General features: G+C 72.2%; 12 protein-coding genes. 5 read left to right on the top strand and 7 right to left on the bottom strand.

The window, feature by feature from the left end; all coding sequences use genetic code 11:
• Positions 1-5 precede the first annotated feature (5 nt).
• Positions 6-563 (top strand): hypothetical protein, encoded by a 558-nt coding sequence (locus tag ACZ4SF_RS04930; RefSeq protein ID WP_468378376.1) that lies wholly within the window; start codon positions 6-8, stop codon positions 561-563.
• Positions 560-2,746: a tetratricopeptide repeat protein gene (locus ACZ4SF_RS04925; protein ID WP_468378374.1), complete on the top strand. Its 2,187-nt coding sequence runs from the start codon at positions 560-562 to the stop codon at positions 2,744-2,746. Before ACZ4SF_RS04930 ends, ACZ4SF_RS04925 begins: the two co-directional genes overlap by 4 nt.
• Here the strand turns inward: ACZ4SF_RS04925 and ACZ4SF_RS04920 are convergent.
• Together ACZ4SF_RS04920 and ACZ4SF_RS04915 are read right to left on the bottom strand one after the other, a co-directional pair.
• Positions 2,628-3,320: a response regulator gene (locus ACZ4SF_RS04920; protein WP_468378371.1), complete on the bottom strand. Its 693-nt coding sequence runs from the start codon at positions 3,318-3,320 to the stop codon at positions 2,628-2,630. The genes ACZ4SF_RS04925 and ACZ4SF_RS04920 overlap by 119 nt on opposite strands.
• Entirely contained in the window at positions 3,317-4,945 is a 1,629-nt protein-coding gene (locus ACZ4SF_RS04915) for a sensor histidine kinase (protein WP_468378368.1), read from the bottom strand. The genes ACZ4SF_RS04920 and ACZ4SF_RS04915 overlap by 4 nt, the downstream gene beginning before the upstream one ends.
• 154 nt (positions 4,946-5,099) lie before the next feature.
• Here ACZ4SF_RS04915 and ACZ4SF_RS04910 point away from each other — a divergent pair, with 154 nt between their 5' ends.
• On the top strand, positions 5,100-6,479 hold the full coding sequence (locus ACZ4SF_RS04910; RefSeq protein ID WP_468378365.1) for a cation:dicarboxylate symporter family transporter: 1,380 nt from the start codon (positions 5,100-5,102) through the stop codon (positions 6,477-6,479).
• A gap of 390 nt (positions 6,480-6,869) precedes the next feature.
• On the opposite strand, the gene ACZ4SF_RS04905 is transcribed toward ACZ4SF_RS04910, so the two are convergent.
• On the bottom strand, positions 6,870-7,484 hold the full coding sequence (locus tag ACZ4SF_RS04905; RefSeq protein ID WP_468378362.1) for a TetR/AcrR family transcriptional regulator: 615 nt from the start codon (positions 7,482-7,484) through the stop codon (positions 6,870-6,872).
• A 125-nt stretch (positions 7,485-7,609) separates the two neighbouring features.
• Here ACZ4SF_RS04905 and ACZ4SF_RS04900 point away from each other — a divergent pair, with 125 nt between their 5' ends.
• Entirely contained in the window at positions 7,610-9,283 is a 1,674-nt protein-coding gene (locus tag ACZ4SF_RS04900; protein WP_468378359.1) for an MFS transporter, read from the top strand.
• Between the two features lie 124 nt (positions 9,284-9,407).
• Positions 9,408-11,702, top strand: a complete 2,295-nt coding sequence (locus tag ACZ4SF_RS04895) for a HelD family protein (protein WP_468378356.1) — start codon at positions 9,408-9,410, stop codon at positions 11,700-11,702.
• A gap of 218 nt (positions 11,703-11,920) precedes the next feature.
• Here ACZ4SF_RS04895 and ACZ4SF_RS04890 read toward each other — a convergent pair whose 3' ends face one another.
• The 4 genes from ACZ4SF_RS04890 to ACZ4SF_RS04875 form a co-directional block, all read right to left on the bottom strand.
• Positions 11,921-12,394, bottom strand: coding sequence for a hypothetical protein (locus ACZ4SF_RS04890; RefSeq protein WP_468378354.1), 474 nt, complete (start codon positions 12,392-12,394; stop codon positions 11,921-11,923).
• A 73-nt stretch (positions 12,395-12,467) separates the two neighbouring features.
• Positions 12,468-14,693, bottom strand: a complete 2,226-nt coding sequence (gene glgB / locus ACZ4SF_RS04885) for a 1,4-alpha-glucan branching enzyme (RefSeq protein WP_468380343.1) — start codon at positions 14,691-14,693, stop codon at positions 12,468-12,470.
• Between the two features lie 162 nt (positions 14,694-14,855).
• Positions 14,856-16,241, bottom strand: a complete 1,386-nt coding sequence (locus ACZ4SF_RS04880) for a maltokinase N-terminal cap-like domain-containing protein (RefSeq protein ID WP_468378352.1) — start codon at positions 16,239-16,241, stop codon at positions 14,856-14,858.
• Between the two features lie 168 nt (positions 16,242-16,409).
• On the bottom strand, positions 16,410-16,939 hold a 530-nt coding region (locus ACZ4SF_RS04875), incomplete at its 5' end, for an alpha-glucosidase C-terminal domain-containing protein (RefSeq protein WP_468378349.1).

Here is a 16,939-nt window from a genome sequence, read left to right as displayed (position 1 = left end):
TCGAAGTGCCGGAACGGGACGTCACAGTGGGGCAGTTGCTGCTCACCGAGTACCAGACCGTCAAGGACGAGCAGAAGACACGGATCGGGTTCCGGGACAATCTGCTGTACGTGACCTTGACCGTCGTCGCGGCCGTCATCGCCGCCGCGGCCCAGGCCAGGCAGACGGCGATGCTGCTGGCGCTGCCGCCGGTGTGTGTCGTGCTCGGGTGGACGTACCTCGTCAACGACCAGAAGATCTCGGCGATCGGGACGTACGTCCGGGGGGAACTGGGGCCGCGGCTCGCCGAGCTGGTGCAGGTGGAGGGCGCCGAGGTGTTCCGGTGGGAGGTCGCGCACCGGGGGGACGCGCGGCGGTTCTCGCGGAAGGCCGCGCAGTGTGTCGTGGACCTGCTGGCCTTCTGCGTCGTTCCGTTGAGCGGGCTCGTCGTGTACTGGGTGAGCGATGACGTCTCGGCGGGACTGGTGACTCTCTCCGCTCTGGAGGCCGTCGCGGTGGCGGGACTGGGGGTGTACATCGTCCAGTACGCCGTGCCGTTCGGGGCGGGGAGCGCGGCGGGATGAGCGATCATGTCGACTTCCAGGGCGGGAAGTTCACCGGACCGGTCATCGGCAAGGCCGAGTACCGGCAGCAGGCGCCGGCGCCCACGGCGCTGGACGCGCTGCCGCCGAGGGCCGCCGGATTCACCGGCCGGGATCAGGAGTTGGTGCGTCTACGGGCCGCGCTGGATCCCTCGGCCGCCGACGCCGAACAAGCCGTCCTCGTCACCGCCGTGTCCGGGCTCGGTGGCATCGGGAAGACGGCACTGGCGGTGCAGGCGGCGTACGCGGCGCGGGAGGCGGGGTGGTTCCCGGGCGGGGTGCTGTTCGTGGATTTGCACGGCTACGACGACGTTCCGGTCACCGCCGACCAGGCGTTGCAGTCGCTGCTGCGGGCGCTGGGCGTGGAGCCGGAGCACATTCCGGCCACGGCGGACGAGCGGGCGGGGCTGTACCGGTCGGTGCTGGCCGAGCAGGAGGCGGTGCTGATCGTCGCCGACAACGCGTCGTCGTCGGAGCAGGTAAGACCGTTGCTGCCGGGGGGTGTGCGGCACCGAGTGCTCGTCACTTCGCGGGATCGGCTGGCTCAGCTGGGCGCTCGGCTGCTGCCGTTGGATCAGTTGACGCCTGGCGCCGCGTACGAACTCCTCGACAGGGCACTCCGTATCGCCGACCCGGAGGACAACCGGGTCGTGGAGGAGGCGAAGGCGGCGGCGCGGCTGGCTGGGCTGTGCGGGTATCTGCCGCTGGCTCTGCAGATCGCGGTGGCCCTACTGGCGGAGGATCCCGGCAAGCCGGTGGCGGAACTCGCCGACGAACTGGGCACGTCGTACGACCGGCTCGCCGCGCTCGATGACGGCGACCGCAGTGTGCGCGCCGCGTTCGACCTGTCGTACCGGCGGCTTCCTGCGGACGAGGCACGGTTGCTGCGTCTGCTCGCCCTCGCACCGGGGCCCGACGTGAGTGAGGAGATGGCCGCCGTGTTGGCCGGGGCCGACGCCCCTCCCCGGCTGCAGCTGAAGGCGTTGGCCCGTGCCCACCTCCTCGAGCGGGTAAGCGGACGGTGGCGCCTGCACGACCTCGTGCGGGCGTTCTGCGCGGGAGTGACGGCACGTACGGCCGAGCTGTGCGAGGAGGGGGATGCCGCACGGAAACGGGTTCTGGCCTGCTACTACTGGTGGGCGAACGCGGCCGACGACCGCTTGCGGTGGTTGCCGGGTCAAGCGCAGCCCGAAGGCTTCGACGATCACGCGCAGGCGCTCGATTGGCTGGGCACGGAGCGGGCGTCGCTGGTGGAGGCCGTGCTGTGGGGGCGGGAGGAGCGCTACGCGGCCGTGGCGGTGGCTCTGGCGGAGTGCCTGACGACATACCTCGAGTGGGGGCGGCACTTCGGTGACTGGATCATCGTCAGCCGCACCGCTCAGGAGGCTGCCCGCCGCATCGGGAATCGCCTGGGCGAGGGCCTGGCGTGGACCAGTCTCGGGTGCGCCCTGCATCAGATGGGCCGGGCGGACGAGGCGGTCGACGCGCACCTGCGTGCCCGTGACATCTTGCAATCCGTCGGAGACCGCCGGCACGAGTGCGCCACGTTGAACAACCTGGGACTCGCGCTGCGTGAGGTCGGCCGAGTGGAAGAGGCCGTCGAGGCACACAAGCGGGACCGTGACCTGTGCCGCGCCGACGGCGACCAACACGGCGAGGCCACCGCCTGGGCGAATCTCGGCCGCGCCCTGGAAGCCGGGGGTCGCACCGGGGAAGCGGTCGACGCGCTGATCCAGGCCCGGGAGCTGTTCCGGACCCTCGAGGACCGCCGCTCCGAGGCCGTGACGTGGTTCAACCTGGGCGACACCCTGCGGGAGACAGGCCGAGCGCAGGAGGCGATCGAGGCGTTCCACACGGCTCTGTCGCTCTACCGGGAGAGCAACGATTGGTACTGGGTCGCCGGGACCCACGCACGCCTGGCCGAGATACACGAAGAAGCCGAGCGGTTCTCCGGCGCCGGCTCCCACTGGAGCCGAGCCGTCGATGCCTACCTCCGAGCCGGCTCCCCCACCGAAGCCGCCGAAGCCCGCGCCCGCGCAGCCGCCCTCACCGCCCCTGCGGCACCCACCGATACATCAGCTCCGGCCTCCCCACCTGCCCGTACAACGGACTCCGCCCCGCCCGCCCCGCATCCACCAGATGCTCCAGGTACCGCCGCGCGGTGATCCGGGAGATGCCCACCGCCTCGGCCACCCCCGCCGCGGTGAGCCCCTCCGAAGCCTCCCGCAGGGTGGACGTGACCCGCTCCAGCGTCGGCCCGCTCAACCCCTTCGGCAGTGCCGCGGGCGACGGCGCGCGCAGGACCGCCAGGGCCCGGTCCACCTCGTCCTGGCCGCTCGCCTCGCCCACCGCCGCGTGGAACTCGGCGTACCGCACCAGCCGGTCCCGGAGCGTCGCGAAGGTGAACGGCTTCAGGACGTACTGGACGACGCCGAGCGAGACGCCCTCCCGGACCACCGCCAGGTCGCGGGCCGAGGTCACCGCTATCACGTCCGCGTGGTACCCGGCCGCCCGCAGCGAACGGGCCAGTTGCAGGCCGTGCACATCAGGCAGGTGGAGGTCGAGCAGCAGCAGGTCGACGGGCGTGCGGTCCAGGATCCGTCGTGCCTCCGCGCCCGTGTGCGCCGTGCCGACCGCGACGAAGCCCGGTACCCGGCCGACATACATCACGTGGGCGTCGGCGGCCACCGGGTCGTCCTCGACGACGAGGACACGGATCGGCTGCTGCTCGTTCGTCATCTGCCGTCACCCGTGGCCGTGCGCAACGGCAACCGCACCTCGAACACCGCTCCGCCCTCGCCATCCTCGTCGGACTCCGCCACCGTCAACGTGCCCTCGTGGCGGGTCACCGCCTGCCGGACCAGGGCCAGCCCGAGCCCCCGCCCGCCGGGCCCGGCCGGCTTGGTGGAGAACCCCCGTTGGAATACCAGGTCGGCGTGGTCCGGGTCGACCCCTGGGCCGGTGTCCGACACGCGCAGCACCAGTTCGGCGTCCGAGGCGTACGCCGTGACGGTCACCCGCGCCCCCACCGTCCCCTGCGCCGCGTCCACCGCGTTGTCGATCAGGTTGCCGAGGATCGTGACCAGGTCCCGCGCCGACAGTTCGGCCGGCAGCAGGCCGTCGTCCAGGCGGCTGTCCGGGGAGACCACCAGCTCCACGCCCCGCTCGTTCGCCTGGGCCGTCTTGCCCAGCAGCAGGGCGGCCAGGACGGGCTCGCCCACCGCCGCGACGACCTGGTCGGTGAGGGCCTGGGCCAGCTCCAGCTCGGCGGTCGCGAACCCCACCGCCTCCTCGGCCCGGCCCAGCTCGATCAGGGAGACGACCGTGTGCAGCCGGTTCGCCGCCTCGTGCGCCTGGGAGCGCAGGGCCTGGGTGAAGCCGCGCTCCGAGTCCAGCTCGCCCATCAGGGACTGGAGTTCGGTGACATCGCGCAGGGTGACGACCGTGCCGCGCTGCTCGCCTCCCGACACCGGGGAGGTGTTCACGACCAGCACCCGGGACGCCGTCAGATGGACCTCGTCCACCCGGGGCTCGGCGGACAGCAGGGCGCCGGTCAGCGGGACCGGCAGGCCCAGGTCGGCCACCGAGCGGCCCACCACCTCGTCCTCCGGGCCCACGCCCAGCAGTTCCCGGCCGCCGTCGTTGATCAGCGCCACCCGGTACCGGCCGTCCAGCATCAGCAGCCCTTCCCGCACCGCGTGCAGTGCCGCCTGGTGGTAGTCGTGCATCCGGCTCAGCTCGGTGGCGTTCATGCCGTGGGTGTGGCGGCGCAGCCGCGCGTTGATCACGTACGTGCCGACCGCGCCCAGCAGCAGGGCCACGCCGGCCACCCCGAGCAGCGCGGTGACCTGGTCCTGGACCCGGGCGCTGATCGTCTCCACCTTGATGCCGGCGCTGACCAGGCCGATGATCCGGCCGTTGTCGGTGATGGGAGTGACCGCGCGGACGGACGCGCCGAGGGTGCCTGTGTAGGTCTCGGTGAAGGTGCGCCCGTGCTGGGCGGGCCCGATGTTGCCGAGGAAGCGTTTGCCGATCTGCTTCCTGTCGGGGTGGGTCCAGCGGATGCCGGTCGGGTTCATGATCGTGACGAAATCGACGTTCGCGTCGCGCATCACCTGGAGGGCGTACGGCTCCAGCAGGTCCGTGGGGTCCGATGTGCGGATCGCCGCGCGGACCGAGGGGGAGTCGGCGATCGAGCGGGCCACCGCCGTGGCCTGGCGGGCGGCCGCGTCCTCGGCCTGCTGCTGGTCGCTGACGTAGGTGAACAGCGCGTACCCGGCCACGACCACGGCTATCAGCACGGCCTGCATGGCGAACAGCTGCCCGGCCAGGCTGCGGGGCCGCGGAAGGGTGGGTACGCGCATGTCTGCAGTGTCCCTCTCCGGTTCAGCGTGAACTAAATGAACGGAAGGGTGACCGCCCTCACACGGCGGGAGATAGTCACGGCATTCCCCTGCAACGCCCGGACGTGAGCCGCACGCCGGTTGTTCGCCGACGCAGACGTCAAGGAGGGCAGTCGTGGCCGCCAGCATTCCCGATACGGCACCTGCCGCACCCCGTGTGAAGCGGGACCGGACTCATTACCTGTACATCGCCGTCATCGGCGCGGTCGTCCTCGGTATCGCCGTGGGCCTGATCTGGCCCGATGCCGCTGTGGAGCTGAAGCCGCTGGGCGCCGGGTTCGTGAACCTGATCAAGATGATGATCTCGCCGATCATCTTCTGCACGATCGTGCTCGGCATCGGTTCCGTGCGGAAGGCCGCCAAGGTGGGGGCCGTCGGCGGTATCGCCCTCGGCTACTTCCTGGTGATGTCGCTCGTCGCACTCGCCATCGGACTCGTCGTCGGCAACGTCCTGCACCCCGGTGAGGGGCTGCAGCTGACCGACGCGCTCAAGCAGACGGGGCACGCACAGGTCTCCAGCGAGGCGCTGCCGCCGGTGGACTTCGTGCTGTCGATCATCCCGACCACGTTCGTGTCGGCCTTCACCCAGGGCCAGGTCCTGCAGACGCTGCTGGTCGCCCTGCTCGCCGGGTTCGCGCTCCAGGCCATGGGCTCGGCCGGGCAGCCGGTGCTGCGCGGTGTCGAGCACCTCCAGCGGCTGGTCTTCCGCATCCTGTCGATGGTGATGTGGGCCGCGCCGGTCGGTGCGTTCGGGGCGATCGCGGCCGTGGTCGGCTCGGCGGGCCTCGACGCGCTCAAGAGCCTGGCCGTGCTGATGGTCGGCTTCTACGTCACCTGCTTCCTGTTCGTCTTCATCGTGCTCGGCGCGCTGCTCCGGATCGTCGCGGGCCTGAACGTCTTCTCCCTGTTCAAGTACCTCGCCCGGGAGTTCCTGCTGATCCTGTCCACCTCCTCCTCGGAGTCCGCGCTGCCGCGGCTGATCGCGAAGATGGAGCACCTGGGCGTCAGCCGGCCGGTCGTCGGCATCACCGTGCCGACCGGGTACTCGTTCAACCTCGACGGCACGATGATCTACATGACCATGGCGTCGCTGTACATCGCGGACGCGCTCGGTACGCCGATGTCCGTAGGGGAGCAGATTCCGCTGCTGCTGTTCCTGCTGCTGGCGTCCAAGGGCGCGGCCGGTGTCAGCGGTGCGGGGCTCGCCACCCTCGCCGGCGGTCTGCAGTCGCACAAGCCCGCGCTGGTCGACGGCGTCGGTCTGATCGTCGGCATCGACCGGTTCATGAGCGAGGCCCGGGCGCTGACGAACTTCGCGGGCAACGCGGTCGCGACCGTGCTCGTGGGTACGTGGACCAAGGAGATCGACAAGGTGCGGGTGCGGCAGGTGCTGGCGGGCGAGCTGCCGTTCGACGAGGCCACGTTGCTGGACGAGGGCCGCACGACGGTGGGCGAAGTTCCCGGGGCCCGGGAGGAAGGGCTGGTCAAGGCCTAGGCGTCTGCCGGGCTCGTCCCGTCGGGCGGCTGCCGCCTCGACGTGGCTGATCGCGCAGTTCCCCGCGCCCCTGTCGGGGCGCGCCCCCCCTGGACGTGGGCGCTTCGCGCCCCGTCCCCATGCTCCGGACGTCCGGCCCCGCCTGAACCCGGGCCGGGCGTCCGGTATCGCCGCCGGGCGGCCGAGGCTCCCCCGTACCTCGGCCGCCCGGCCTCCGGAATTCGACGCCACCGCCATGGGTGCGGCGGCCACCGCCATGGGTGCGGCGTCACCGCCATGGGCGCGGCGGCCACCGCCATGGGTGCGGCGTCACACGTTCGGCGACACGCGTTCGGCGCCATGACGTCGTCACCCCGAGGCCGGCGCCACGAGTCGGCGCGCGGGAAAGCGCTATGACACCTCGGCCACCAGCTCGGTGGCGCGTGCGGCGGGTACGCCGGCCGCGGTCAGGACGGCGACCGTGGCCGAGTGGGCCGCCTCTTCTGCTGCCAGGAGGCCGTCGTTGACCGCCTCCGTCACCGCGAACAGCATCTGCTCGACCACGTAGGCGAGGGCCGGCGCGGGCAGCGGGGAGACGAACGCACCCTCGTCCAGGCCGCGCTGCAGGAGGCGGATCTTGTCCTCGCGCAGTGGTGCGAGGCGTTCGCGGATGCCCTGGACGGTGACCGTGCGCTGGGCCAGCGCGATCAGCAGCCGGTAGCGGTCGGCCACCGGCCACAGGGCGAGCAGCGAACGGGCCAGCGCCTCCGCCGGGTCGGTCACACCGGCGCGGGCCCGGGTGTCCGCGTCCGCCAGTGCCGCCACGGCCCCGTCCACCAGGGTGCTGATCAGCGCCTCGCGGCTGGGGAAATGGCCGTAGACCGTCCGTCGCACGACTCCCGCGGCACGCGCGATCTGGTCCATGGAGGCATCGGGGTCGCGCAGCAGTTCGGCGAGGGCGACGTCGAGGATGCGGCGTCGGTTGGCGTCCGCGCGGCTGGTGCTACCCGTGGTCATGGCGGCCATTGTGCCTTCCCCGCTCCTTCCCGACCCGACTTGCACAGTGCTGTGCAACGACGTACATTTCACATGGTCGTGCAATTGCACGCCACTGTGCAATTCCGTCGCACATCCGAGGAAGGTGCCCTGTCATGCGACTCGTCACGACCGAACCGGTCGAAAGGATGGACCGGCCCTACGCCCGGCGCTGGTGGGCGCTGCTGGTGCTCTGCCTGAGTCTGCTGATCATCGTCATGGCGAACACCGCCCTCACGGTCGCGGCCCCCGACATGACGAAGGACCTCGGGCTCACCAGCGCCGACCTGCAGTGGGTGGTCGACGGCTACACCGTCCCCTACGCGGCGCTGATGCTGCTGCTGGGCGCGATCGGCGACAAGTACAGCCGGCGTGGGGCGCTCGTCCTCGGCCTGGTGGTGTTCGGCGGCGGGGCCGTCTTCGGGTACCTGGCCGACAGCTCCACGACCGTCATCGCGGCCCGGGCCGTGATGGGCGTCGGCGCGGCCCTGATCATGCCGGCCACGCTCTCGCTGCTCGCGGCGACCTTCCCGCGTGCCGAGCGGGCCAAGGCGATCACACTGTGGACCGCCACCGCCGGGCTCGCCATCGCCGCGGGTCCGGTGGTCGCCGGCGCCCTGCTGCGCGACCACGGCTGGTCCTCGACCTTCCTGATCAACGTGCCCATCGCGGCCGTCGCGATCGTCGGCGCCTTCGTCCTCGTGCCGCCGTCCAAGGCCGGCCATCACGACCGCATCGACTACGTCGGCGGACTGCTGTCGGTGATATGGACCGCCGCGCTGATCTACATGATCATCGAGGGGCCGCACTTCGGCTGGGGAGTCAAGGCCGTCACCGCGGCCGTGGTCGCGGGCGTCGCCCTGGTCGCCTTCGTCCTGTGGGAGCTGCGCCACCCGCGCCCGATCCTGGACGTGCGCCGCTTCACCGGCCGCCGGTTCGCGGGCTCCAACCTCGCGGTCGCCCTCTTCTTCCTCGCCGTCTTCGGCGCCTTCTACTACCTCACCCAGCACCTGCAGTTCGTCCTCGGCTACGACGCCCTGGAGACCGGTGTGCGCATGCTGCCGCTCGCCGGTGCCGTGTTCGCCGGCTCCGCCCTGACCGGCTGGCTCACCCCGCGCGTCGGCATGAAGTGGACCGTCAGCGCCGGCATGGTCGGCGGTACGACCGCCCTCGCCCTGCTGACCCGGGTGGACGCCGGCTCCGCGTACGGCGATTTCGTGGCGCCGCTGATCATCCTGGGCCTCGCCATCGGCCTCGCCCTCTCGCCCTGCACCGACGCCATCATGGGGGCGTTCCCGGAGTCCGAGCTGGGGGTCGGCGGCGCCGTCAACGACACCTCGCTGGAACTGGGCGGCTCGCTCGGCATCGCCATTCTCGGCTCGCTGCTCGCCACCTCCTACGGCGACCACCTCTCCGACGCCACCGCCGGCAGCAAGCTCCCGGCGAGCGCCCGTGACGCCGCGCAGGACTCGGTCGGCGCCGGGTACGCCGTCGCGCAGGGCATCGGTGACAAGGCGCACCAGCTGGCCGGGCGGGCGGCGCAGGCCCAGGATCCGCAGCAGGCGGCGGCGCTCAAGCACCAGGCCGCCGAACTGGCCGCCGGGGCCAAGCAGATGGCTGACGCGGTGGGCTCGTCCTTCGCCGACGCGGTGGCCCGCACCAGCCTGTTCGGTGCGGTGATCCTCGGCATCGGCACGGTCCTGGTGGCCGTCCTGCTGCCGCGCCGGGAGGCACCCGCGCCGGAGGTGAAGGCCGAGGAGAAGGAACTGGTCGACACCGCGGCCGGCTGATCCGTCCGCGCCCGGCCCGCAAAAAATCCCCCGGCAATTGCGCTCGGGGGATTTCTGGGCGTATATTCAATGGTTCGCGACTTCAATTGAATTGAGTCGCGTAGAAGTCCAGTGAGCACAGTATATGCGGGCGGGAGCGGAATTGTCAAACGCGGATCTGTCGAACAGTGAATTTCCGGACGATGAATTGCGGCACGAGCAGGAATTCATCGACGGGCTGTACGCGCGCGTGGACGTCCTGCGCGGGGAGGCCGAGACCTCCGTCTCGGACGCGCTCGCCCAGGGCGACAAGCCCATGCAGGCACGGCTGGAACGGGACATCCTGGTCGCCGAGCGCTCGGGGCTGCTCGCCGCGCTGAACGCGGTGGACGGCTCCCTCTGCTTCGGCCGGATCGACCTCGCCGACGGGGTGAAGCACCACATCGGCCGGATCGGGCTGCGCGAGGACGACGCGGAGCGCACGCCGGTCCTCGTCGACTGGCGGGCCGACGTCGCGCGCCCCTTCTACCTGGCCACCGGCCACACCCCGATGGGCCTGCGCCGCCGCCGGCACATCGCCACCGAGGGCCGCACCGTCACCTCCCTGCACGACGAGATCCTGGACCTCGGCGACGCCACCCGCACCGGCCACGAGGACCACAACGGCGACGCCGTCCTGCTGGCCGCGCTGAACTCGGCGCGCACCGGCCGGATGAGCGACATCGTGCAGACCATCCAGGCCGAGCAGGACCGGATCATCCGGGCGCCCCACCGCGGCGTACTGGTCGTGGAGGGCGGTCCCGGCACCGGCAAGACCGCGGTCGCCCTGCACCGGGCGGCCTACCTGCTCTACGAGTACCGGGAACTGCTGGCCCGCCGGGCGGTCCTGATCGTCGGCCCGAACCCGGCCTTCCTCGGCTACATCGGCGAGGTGCTGCCCTCCCTCGGCGAGACCGGGGTGCTGCTGGCCACGGTCGGCGAGCTGTTCCCCGGGGTGAAGGCCACCACCGCCGACACCCCCGAGGCGGCCGCCGTGAAGGGCCGCGCCGGCATGGCCGACGTGCTCGCCGCCGTCGTACGCGACCGGCAGACCCTGCCCGACCCGGTCGTCGCGATCGAGCACGACCGCGAGGTGCTCATGCTCGACGACGGTCTGGTGGGCGTCGCCCGGGAACGCACCCGGGCCGCCCGGCTGCCGCACAACGTGGCCCGCGAGCACTTCGAGGGGCACATCCTCAACACCCTCACCGAGCTGTACGCCGAGCGTGTGGGCACCGACCCGTACGACGGCAGCAGCCTGCTCGACGCCTCGGACCTCACCCAGATCCGCGACGAACTCGCCGAGAACCCCGAGGTCTGGTCCGCCATCGACCGGTTGTGGCCCCGGGTCACCCCGCAGCGGCTGGTCGCCGACTTCCTGGCCGAGCCCGACGGCTACCTCTCCGAGGAGGACGCCGACGCGGTCCGCCGCCGGGTGACCCGCGCCTGGACCGTCGCCGACGTGCCGCTGCTGGACGAGGCGGCCGAACTCCTCGGCGAGGACGACCGGGTGGTCCGCGCCCGCGCCGAGCGCGAACGCGAGACCCAGGTGGCCTATGCGCAGGGTGTGCTGGACGTGTCGTACGCGTCGCGGACGTACGAGTTCGAGGACAAGGAGGACGGTGACCCGGACGCCTCCGAGGTCCTCTCGGCGCACCACATCATCGACGCCGAGCGGTTCGCCGAGCGACAGGAGGAGGCCGACCACCGCAGCGCCGCCGAGCGGGCCGCCGCCGACCGCACCTGGGCGTTCGGGCACATCATCGTGGACGAGGCGCAGGAGCTGTCGCCGATGGCCTGGCGGCTGCTGATGCGGCGCAGCCCTACCCGCTCGATGACCCTGGTCGGCGACCCCGCGCAGACCGCGGAGGCGGCCGGCGTCGGCTCCTGGGCGGACATCCTCGCCCCCTATGTCGAGGACCGCTGGGAGCACACCCGGCTGGGCGTCAACTACCGCACCCCGGCGGAGGTCATGGACCTGGCGGCGGCCGTGGTCCGTGCCGGGAACCCGGACTTCGAGCCGCCCAGCTCCGTGCGCTCCACCGGCGTACGGCCCTGGGTGCGGCGGGCCGTCGACGACCTGCCCGGTGCGGTCGCCAAGGCGGTCGCCGAACTCACGCCCGTCGAGGGCCGGCTGGCGGTGATCGCCCCGCGCGAGCTGCACCGTTCGCTGGCCGCCCGGCTGGACGGCGTCACGGCCGGCACCGAACCCGACCTGACGCAGGCGGTCGTCCTGCTCGACCCGCGCCAGGCCAAGGGCCTGGAGTTCGACTCGGTGCTGGTGGTGGAGCCGGGTGCCTACGGCACGAGCGACCTGTACGTGGCGCTGACCCGGGCGACGCAGCGGCTCGGGGTGCTGTACACGGGTGCGCTGCCGCCGGGCCTGAGCGGCACGGAGTGACGTGGAGGGCTTGGGCGGCGCGGATGACGCGGAGGGCTTGGCGGCGGGGAGTGACGCGGAGGGCTTGGAGGGCTTGGGCCGCGGAGTGACGCGGAAAGCTTGGAGGGCTTGGGCCGCGGGGTGACGCAGAGGCTCTGAGCGACGCGGAGGGCCTGGGGGCAGTGGTTCCCGGGCCCTTGCTCACGCGTCCTCTTGCGTACCCGGCCTGCGCAGGTCGCTCACCCGCCCCGGGCATCCTTCCCGCCCGGCCGTTGCAGCCTCATGCCCTTCGGCGACACCAGCCCCCGCTCGGGGTGGGCCCGGAACGACGCGGTCCAGGCGGTGGGCGGGCAGGCCGCGCCGTTCGGGTGCTGTTCGCTCAGCCGGGCCCGCCGGCTGCCCCGGACGACGACCCGCCCGTCCTCGCGGGACGTCACGGTGAGCCGCACCGGCACCGGCCCGGCGCCGGCGTCGTCCGGGAGCCTCACCGACAGGGCGCGGACCGGGTCGCCGGGGTCGCCGGACGCCCGCTGCACACACCTGCCGTCCACGCACAGCCGGACCGTCACCGCGTCCTGCTGCCTGCCGAAGTCGGCCGGCCGCCACAGCACGGTGACGCCCGAGTCCATGCCCGTCAGGGTGCACGCCCTGTCGGACGCACAGCCCGTCAGGGCAACCGCCATCGTCCCCAGAGCCACGACGATCCGCCGCATGATCCGCCCCCTCCGCCCCGCCCCACCGGGCGCAGAGCGTATGCGCAGCGCGGGACGGAGGGCAAAGGGGAGGTCAGGCCGGACGCAGCCACACCGTGGCCAGCGGGGGCAGGGTCAGCCGGATGCTCGCCGGGCGGCCGTGCCAGGGGTGCGGTTCGGGCTTGACCACGTCCGGGTGGCTCACGTCGCCGCCGCCGTAGCGCGCGGCGTCCGTGTTCAGCACCTCCACCCAGGCCGGCACGTCCTCCGGCACCCCGATCCGGTACTCGCGCCGGACCACCGGGGCCAGGTGGGAGACCGCGAGCAGCGGGCTGCCCTCGGCGTCGTGGCGCAGGAAGGCGAAGACGTTGTCGTCGGCCGCGTCCCCGGTGACCCACTCGAAGCCCGCCGGGTCCGTGTCCTGCTGCCACAGGGCCGGGGTCGCGCGGTACAGCGCGTTCAGGTCCCGTACGAGGTCCCGCACGCCCCGGTGGTCGGCCTCGGCGCCGTAGGACGGGTCGAGCAGCCACCAGTCCGGTCCGTGCGCCTCGGACCACTCGGCGCCCTGGGCGAACTCCTGCCCCATGAAGAGGAGTTGCTTGCCCGGGTGGGCCCACATGAAGCCGAGATAGGCGCGGTGGCCGGCGCGCTGCTGCCACCAGTCGCCGGGCATCTTCGACACCAGGGACCGCTTGCCGTGCACCACCTCGTCGTGAGAGATCGGCAGCACGTAGTTCTCGCTGTACGCGTAGACCATCGAGAACGTCATCTCGTGGTGGTGGTACTTGCGGTGCACGGGGTCGTGGCTCATGTACTGCAGCGAGTCGTGCATCCAGCCCATGTTCCACTTCAGGCCGAAGCCGAGCCCGCCGAAACCGCTCGGGCCCCTGTGGTGGGTGGGGCGGGTGACGCCGTCCCAGGCCGTCGACTCCTCGGCGATGGTCACCACGCCCGGGCAGCGCCGGTACACGGTGGCGTTCATCTCCTGCAGGAAGGCCACCGCGTCCAGGTTCTCCCGGCCGCCGTGCTCGTTCGGGGTCCACTGGCCCGGCTCACGCGAATAGTCCAGGTAGAGCATCGAGGCGACCGCGTCCACCCGCAGTCCGTCGATGTGGAACTCCTCGCACCAGTACACCGCGTTGGCGACGAGGAAGTTGCGCACCTCGCGCCGGCCGAAGTCGAACTCCAGCGTGCCCCAGTCGGGGTGGGCCGCCCGCAGCGGGTCGTGGTGCTCGTACAGCGGGCGCCCGTCGAACTCCGCCAGTGCCCACTCGTCCCGCGGGAAGTGCGCCGGCACCCAGTCCATCAGGACGCCGATGCCGGCCTGGTGCAGCTTGTCCACCAGGTACTTGAAGTCGTCAGGGGTGCCGAGGCGGGCCGTCGGAGCGTAGAAGCCGGTGACCTGATAGCCCCACGAGCCGCCGAACGGGTGCTCGGCCACCGGCATCAGCTCCACGTGTGTGAAGCCCATCTCCGAGACATATGCGGGGAGTTGTTCGGCCAGTTGGCGATAGGTGAGGCCGGGCCGCCAGGACGCCAGGTGGACCTCGTAGACCGAGAAGGGGGCCGCGTGGACCGGCGTGTCCGCCCGGTGCGCCAGCCACTGGGCGTCGCCCCACTCGTGGTGCGAGGCGTGCACGATCGAGGAGGTGGCGGGCGGGACCTCGGTGCGGCGGGCCAGCGGGTCGGCGCGCAGGGTGCGCGAGCCGTCCGGGCGGGTGACCTCGAACTTGTACAGCTCGCCCTCGCCGATGCCCGGTACGAACAGTTCCCAGATCCCGGTGGCGCCCAGCGAGCGCATCGGGAAGCCGGTGCCGTCCCAGAAGTTGAAGCCGCCCGTGACCCGGACGCCCAGCGCGTTCGGCGCCCACACCGCGAACCGGGTGCCGGTGACCCCCTGGTGGCGGGTGACGTGCGCGCCCAGCGCCCGCCACAGCTGCTCGTGCCGGCCCTCGCCGATCAGGTGCAGGTCCAGCTCGCCGAGCGTGGGCAGGAAGCGGTAGGCGTCCTCGGTCTCCTGGACCGTGCCGTCGTACGTCACCAGCAGCCGGTACGCGGGGACCTCGGCGAGCGGGAGCAGGCCGGAGAAGAAGCCGTCGCCGTCGTCGTGCAGTTCCGCCCGCAGCTCGCCCGAGACCACCGTGACGGCCTGTGCGTACGGGCGGAACGCACGGAAGGCGACCCCGCCCCGGACCGGGTGCGCGCCCAGCACGGAGTGCGGATCGTGATGGGTGCCGTGCAGCAGCCGCTCGCGGTCACCGGCGTCCACGGCGGGGGAGACGGCGGCCTCCTGCTCCGGCGCCGCCGGCTGAGCGGGCACTCGCGGCTCCGGGACCTTCGGCTTCTCGGCCCTGCCCCTGCCGGACCTGTTCTTCGCCTCCTTGCTGCTCTTGGTGTCCTTGGCCTTCTTCGTGTCCTGGGCGTTCTTCGAGGGGGCTGGCTTCTTCGACGTCACGAGCGAGTCTCCCGGGCGAGGATCGGGTCAGGTCTGGTCGGACGCGGCGAGACGGCGGATCGCCGACAGCGGTACGGGGAGCCAGTCGGGGCGGTGCCGGGCCTCGTAGACGACCTCGTAGACCGCCTTGTCGGTCTCGTAGGCCCGCAGCAGCACCGGATCGGTGCGCGGATCGCGGCCCGCCACCTCCGCGTACCCGGAGCAGTAGGCGGCCCGGCAGGTGTGCGCCCACGCCGGGTGGGGCGGCGTCGCCGAATGGGCCGCGTAGTCGAAGGAGCGGAGCATCCCCGCGATGTCCCGCACCGGCGGCTGCGGCATACGGCGTTCGGCCAGCGGCCGGGCCGGCTCGCCCTCGAAGTCGATCAGTGACCACTGGCCGGACGGCGAGCGCAGACACTGTCCGAGGTGCAGATCGCCGTGGACGCGCTGAGCGGTCCAGGTGCCGCCCTCGGCGGCGAGCCCGGCCAGCGCCTCGTACGCCGAGCGCAGCCCGCGCTCGTACGGCCGCAGCGCCGGCACCGCCCGGACGGCCGCCGCCAGCCGCTCGGCCATGCCGTCGACCATCACTTCCAGCTGGGTGTGGCCGAGGGTGACCGTCGGCAGGGCGCGGGCGAGCGCGGTGTGCACCTCGGCCGTGGCGCGGCCCAGTGCCCGTGCCTCGGCGACGAAGTCCTCGCCCTTGGCCAGTTCGCTCAGCGCCAGCTCCCAGCCGTCGCTCGCCCCGCTGACATAGGGCTGGAGCACGGCGAGCACATACGGCTCCCCGGCCGCCGGCTCGGCGCGCAGCCAGCCCGTCGGCGCCGGCACCCGGGCGCAGCCCTCGCGGGCCAGGGCGAGCGGGATCTCCAGGTCGGGATTGACACCGGGGACCACCCGCCGGAGCAGCTTCAGGATAAACGTATCGCCGTACACCACCGAGGAGTTGGACTGCTCGGCGGTCATCAGGCGGGCCACGAGACCCGTCCGGATCTCCTGCTGCGGGTCCCGCTCGAAGCACAGCCCGCCGATGCGGTCCCGGGTGCGCAGGGCCTCCAGGAGCACTTCGGCGGGCCGGGGGTCGTACAGGGCCTCGTACACCGTGCAGCCGGCGAGCGGGCCTTCCTCCACATGGCCGATCAGCGCGGGCGCCAGCCGGGGCGGCAGGGCCTCGCGCACGCCTATGAGGAGCTGGTAGCAGTCGCCGGGGTGCGGCGGCGCGCCCGGTGCGTCGGGCTGGTGGACGCGCAGCAACAGGTGGTACAGGCCCAGCCGGCCGCCGGGCGGGAGCAGTTCGGTGACGGCCACGGGGGTGAACCCGGTGACCGGGCGGCCCTTGCCCGCGAACCAGCGCTGCCGCGGCAGCCATGCGCGCAACAAGGGGTCCAGCGAGGCGAGCAGAGGGGTGGTGCCGAACGAGGTGACCGTTTCCGCCATGGGCGTCACGTCCTTTCCCCTGAGCGCGAGGGGGTGTCACTTCTGCGTGCCCCGGGCGGGACGGCGGAAACCACCGCCCCGCCCGGCAGCGCCCCGAGGGGGCGCCGGGAGCTGCCCGACCGGCCACAACGAGCCACCGGACGGCCGACGGCCCGCCCCGCGGAGCGCCTACGCGTCCCGGCGCAGCCGGAACCAGTAGAAACCGTGCCCCGCGAGGGTGAGCAGGTACGGCAGTTCACCGATCGCCGGGAACCGCACCCCGCCGAACAACTCGACGGGGTGCCGCCCGCCGAACCGGCTCAGGTCCAGCTCGGTGGGCTGCGCGAACCGGGAGAAGTTGTGGACGCAGAGCACGAGGTCGTCCCCTCCTTCCTCGGACAAGGGGGCCTCGCGCAGGAACGCGAGCACCGCGGGGTTCGACGACGGCAGCTCGGTGTAGGACCCGAGTCCGAAGGCGGGGTTCTGCTTGCGGATCTCGATCATCCGGCGTGTCCAGTGCAGCAGGCTGGACGGCGAGGACATGGAGGCTTCCACGTTGGTGACCTGGTAGCCGTAGACCGGGTCCATGATGGTCGGCAGGTAGAGGCGTCCCGGGTCGCAGGACGAGAAGCCGGCGTTGCGGTCGGGGGTCCACTGCATCGGCGTGCGCACGGCGTCGCGGTCGCCGAGCCAGATGTTGTCGCCCATGCCGATCTCGT

The sequence above is a fragment of the Streptomyces sp. NPDC027663 genome (assembly GCF_055566415.1).
The sequence above is the reverse complement of the archived record's forward strand: the minus strand, read 5'-3'. Positions and strand labels throughout refer to the sequence as shown.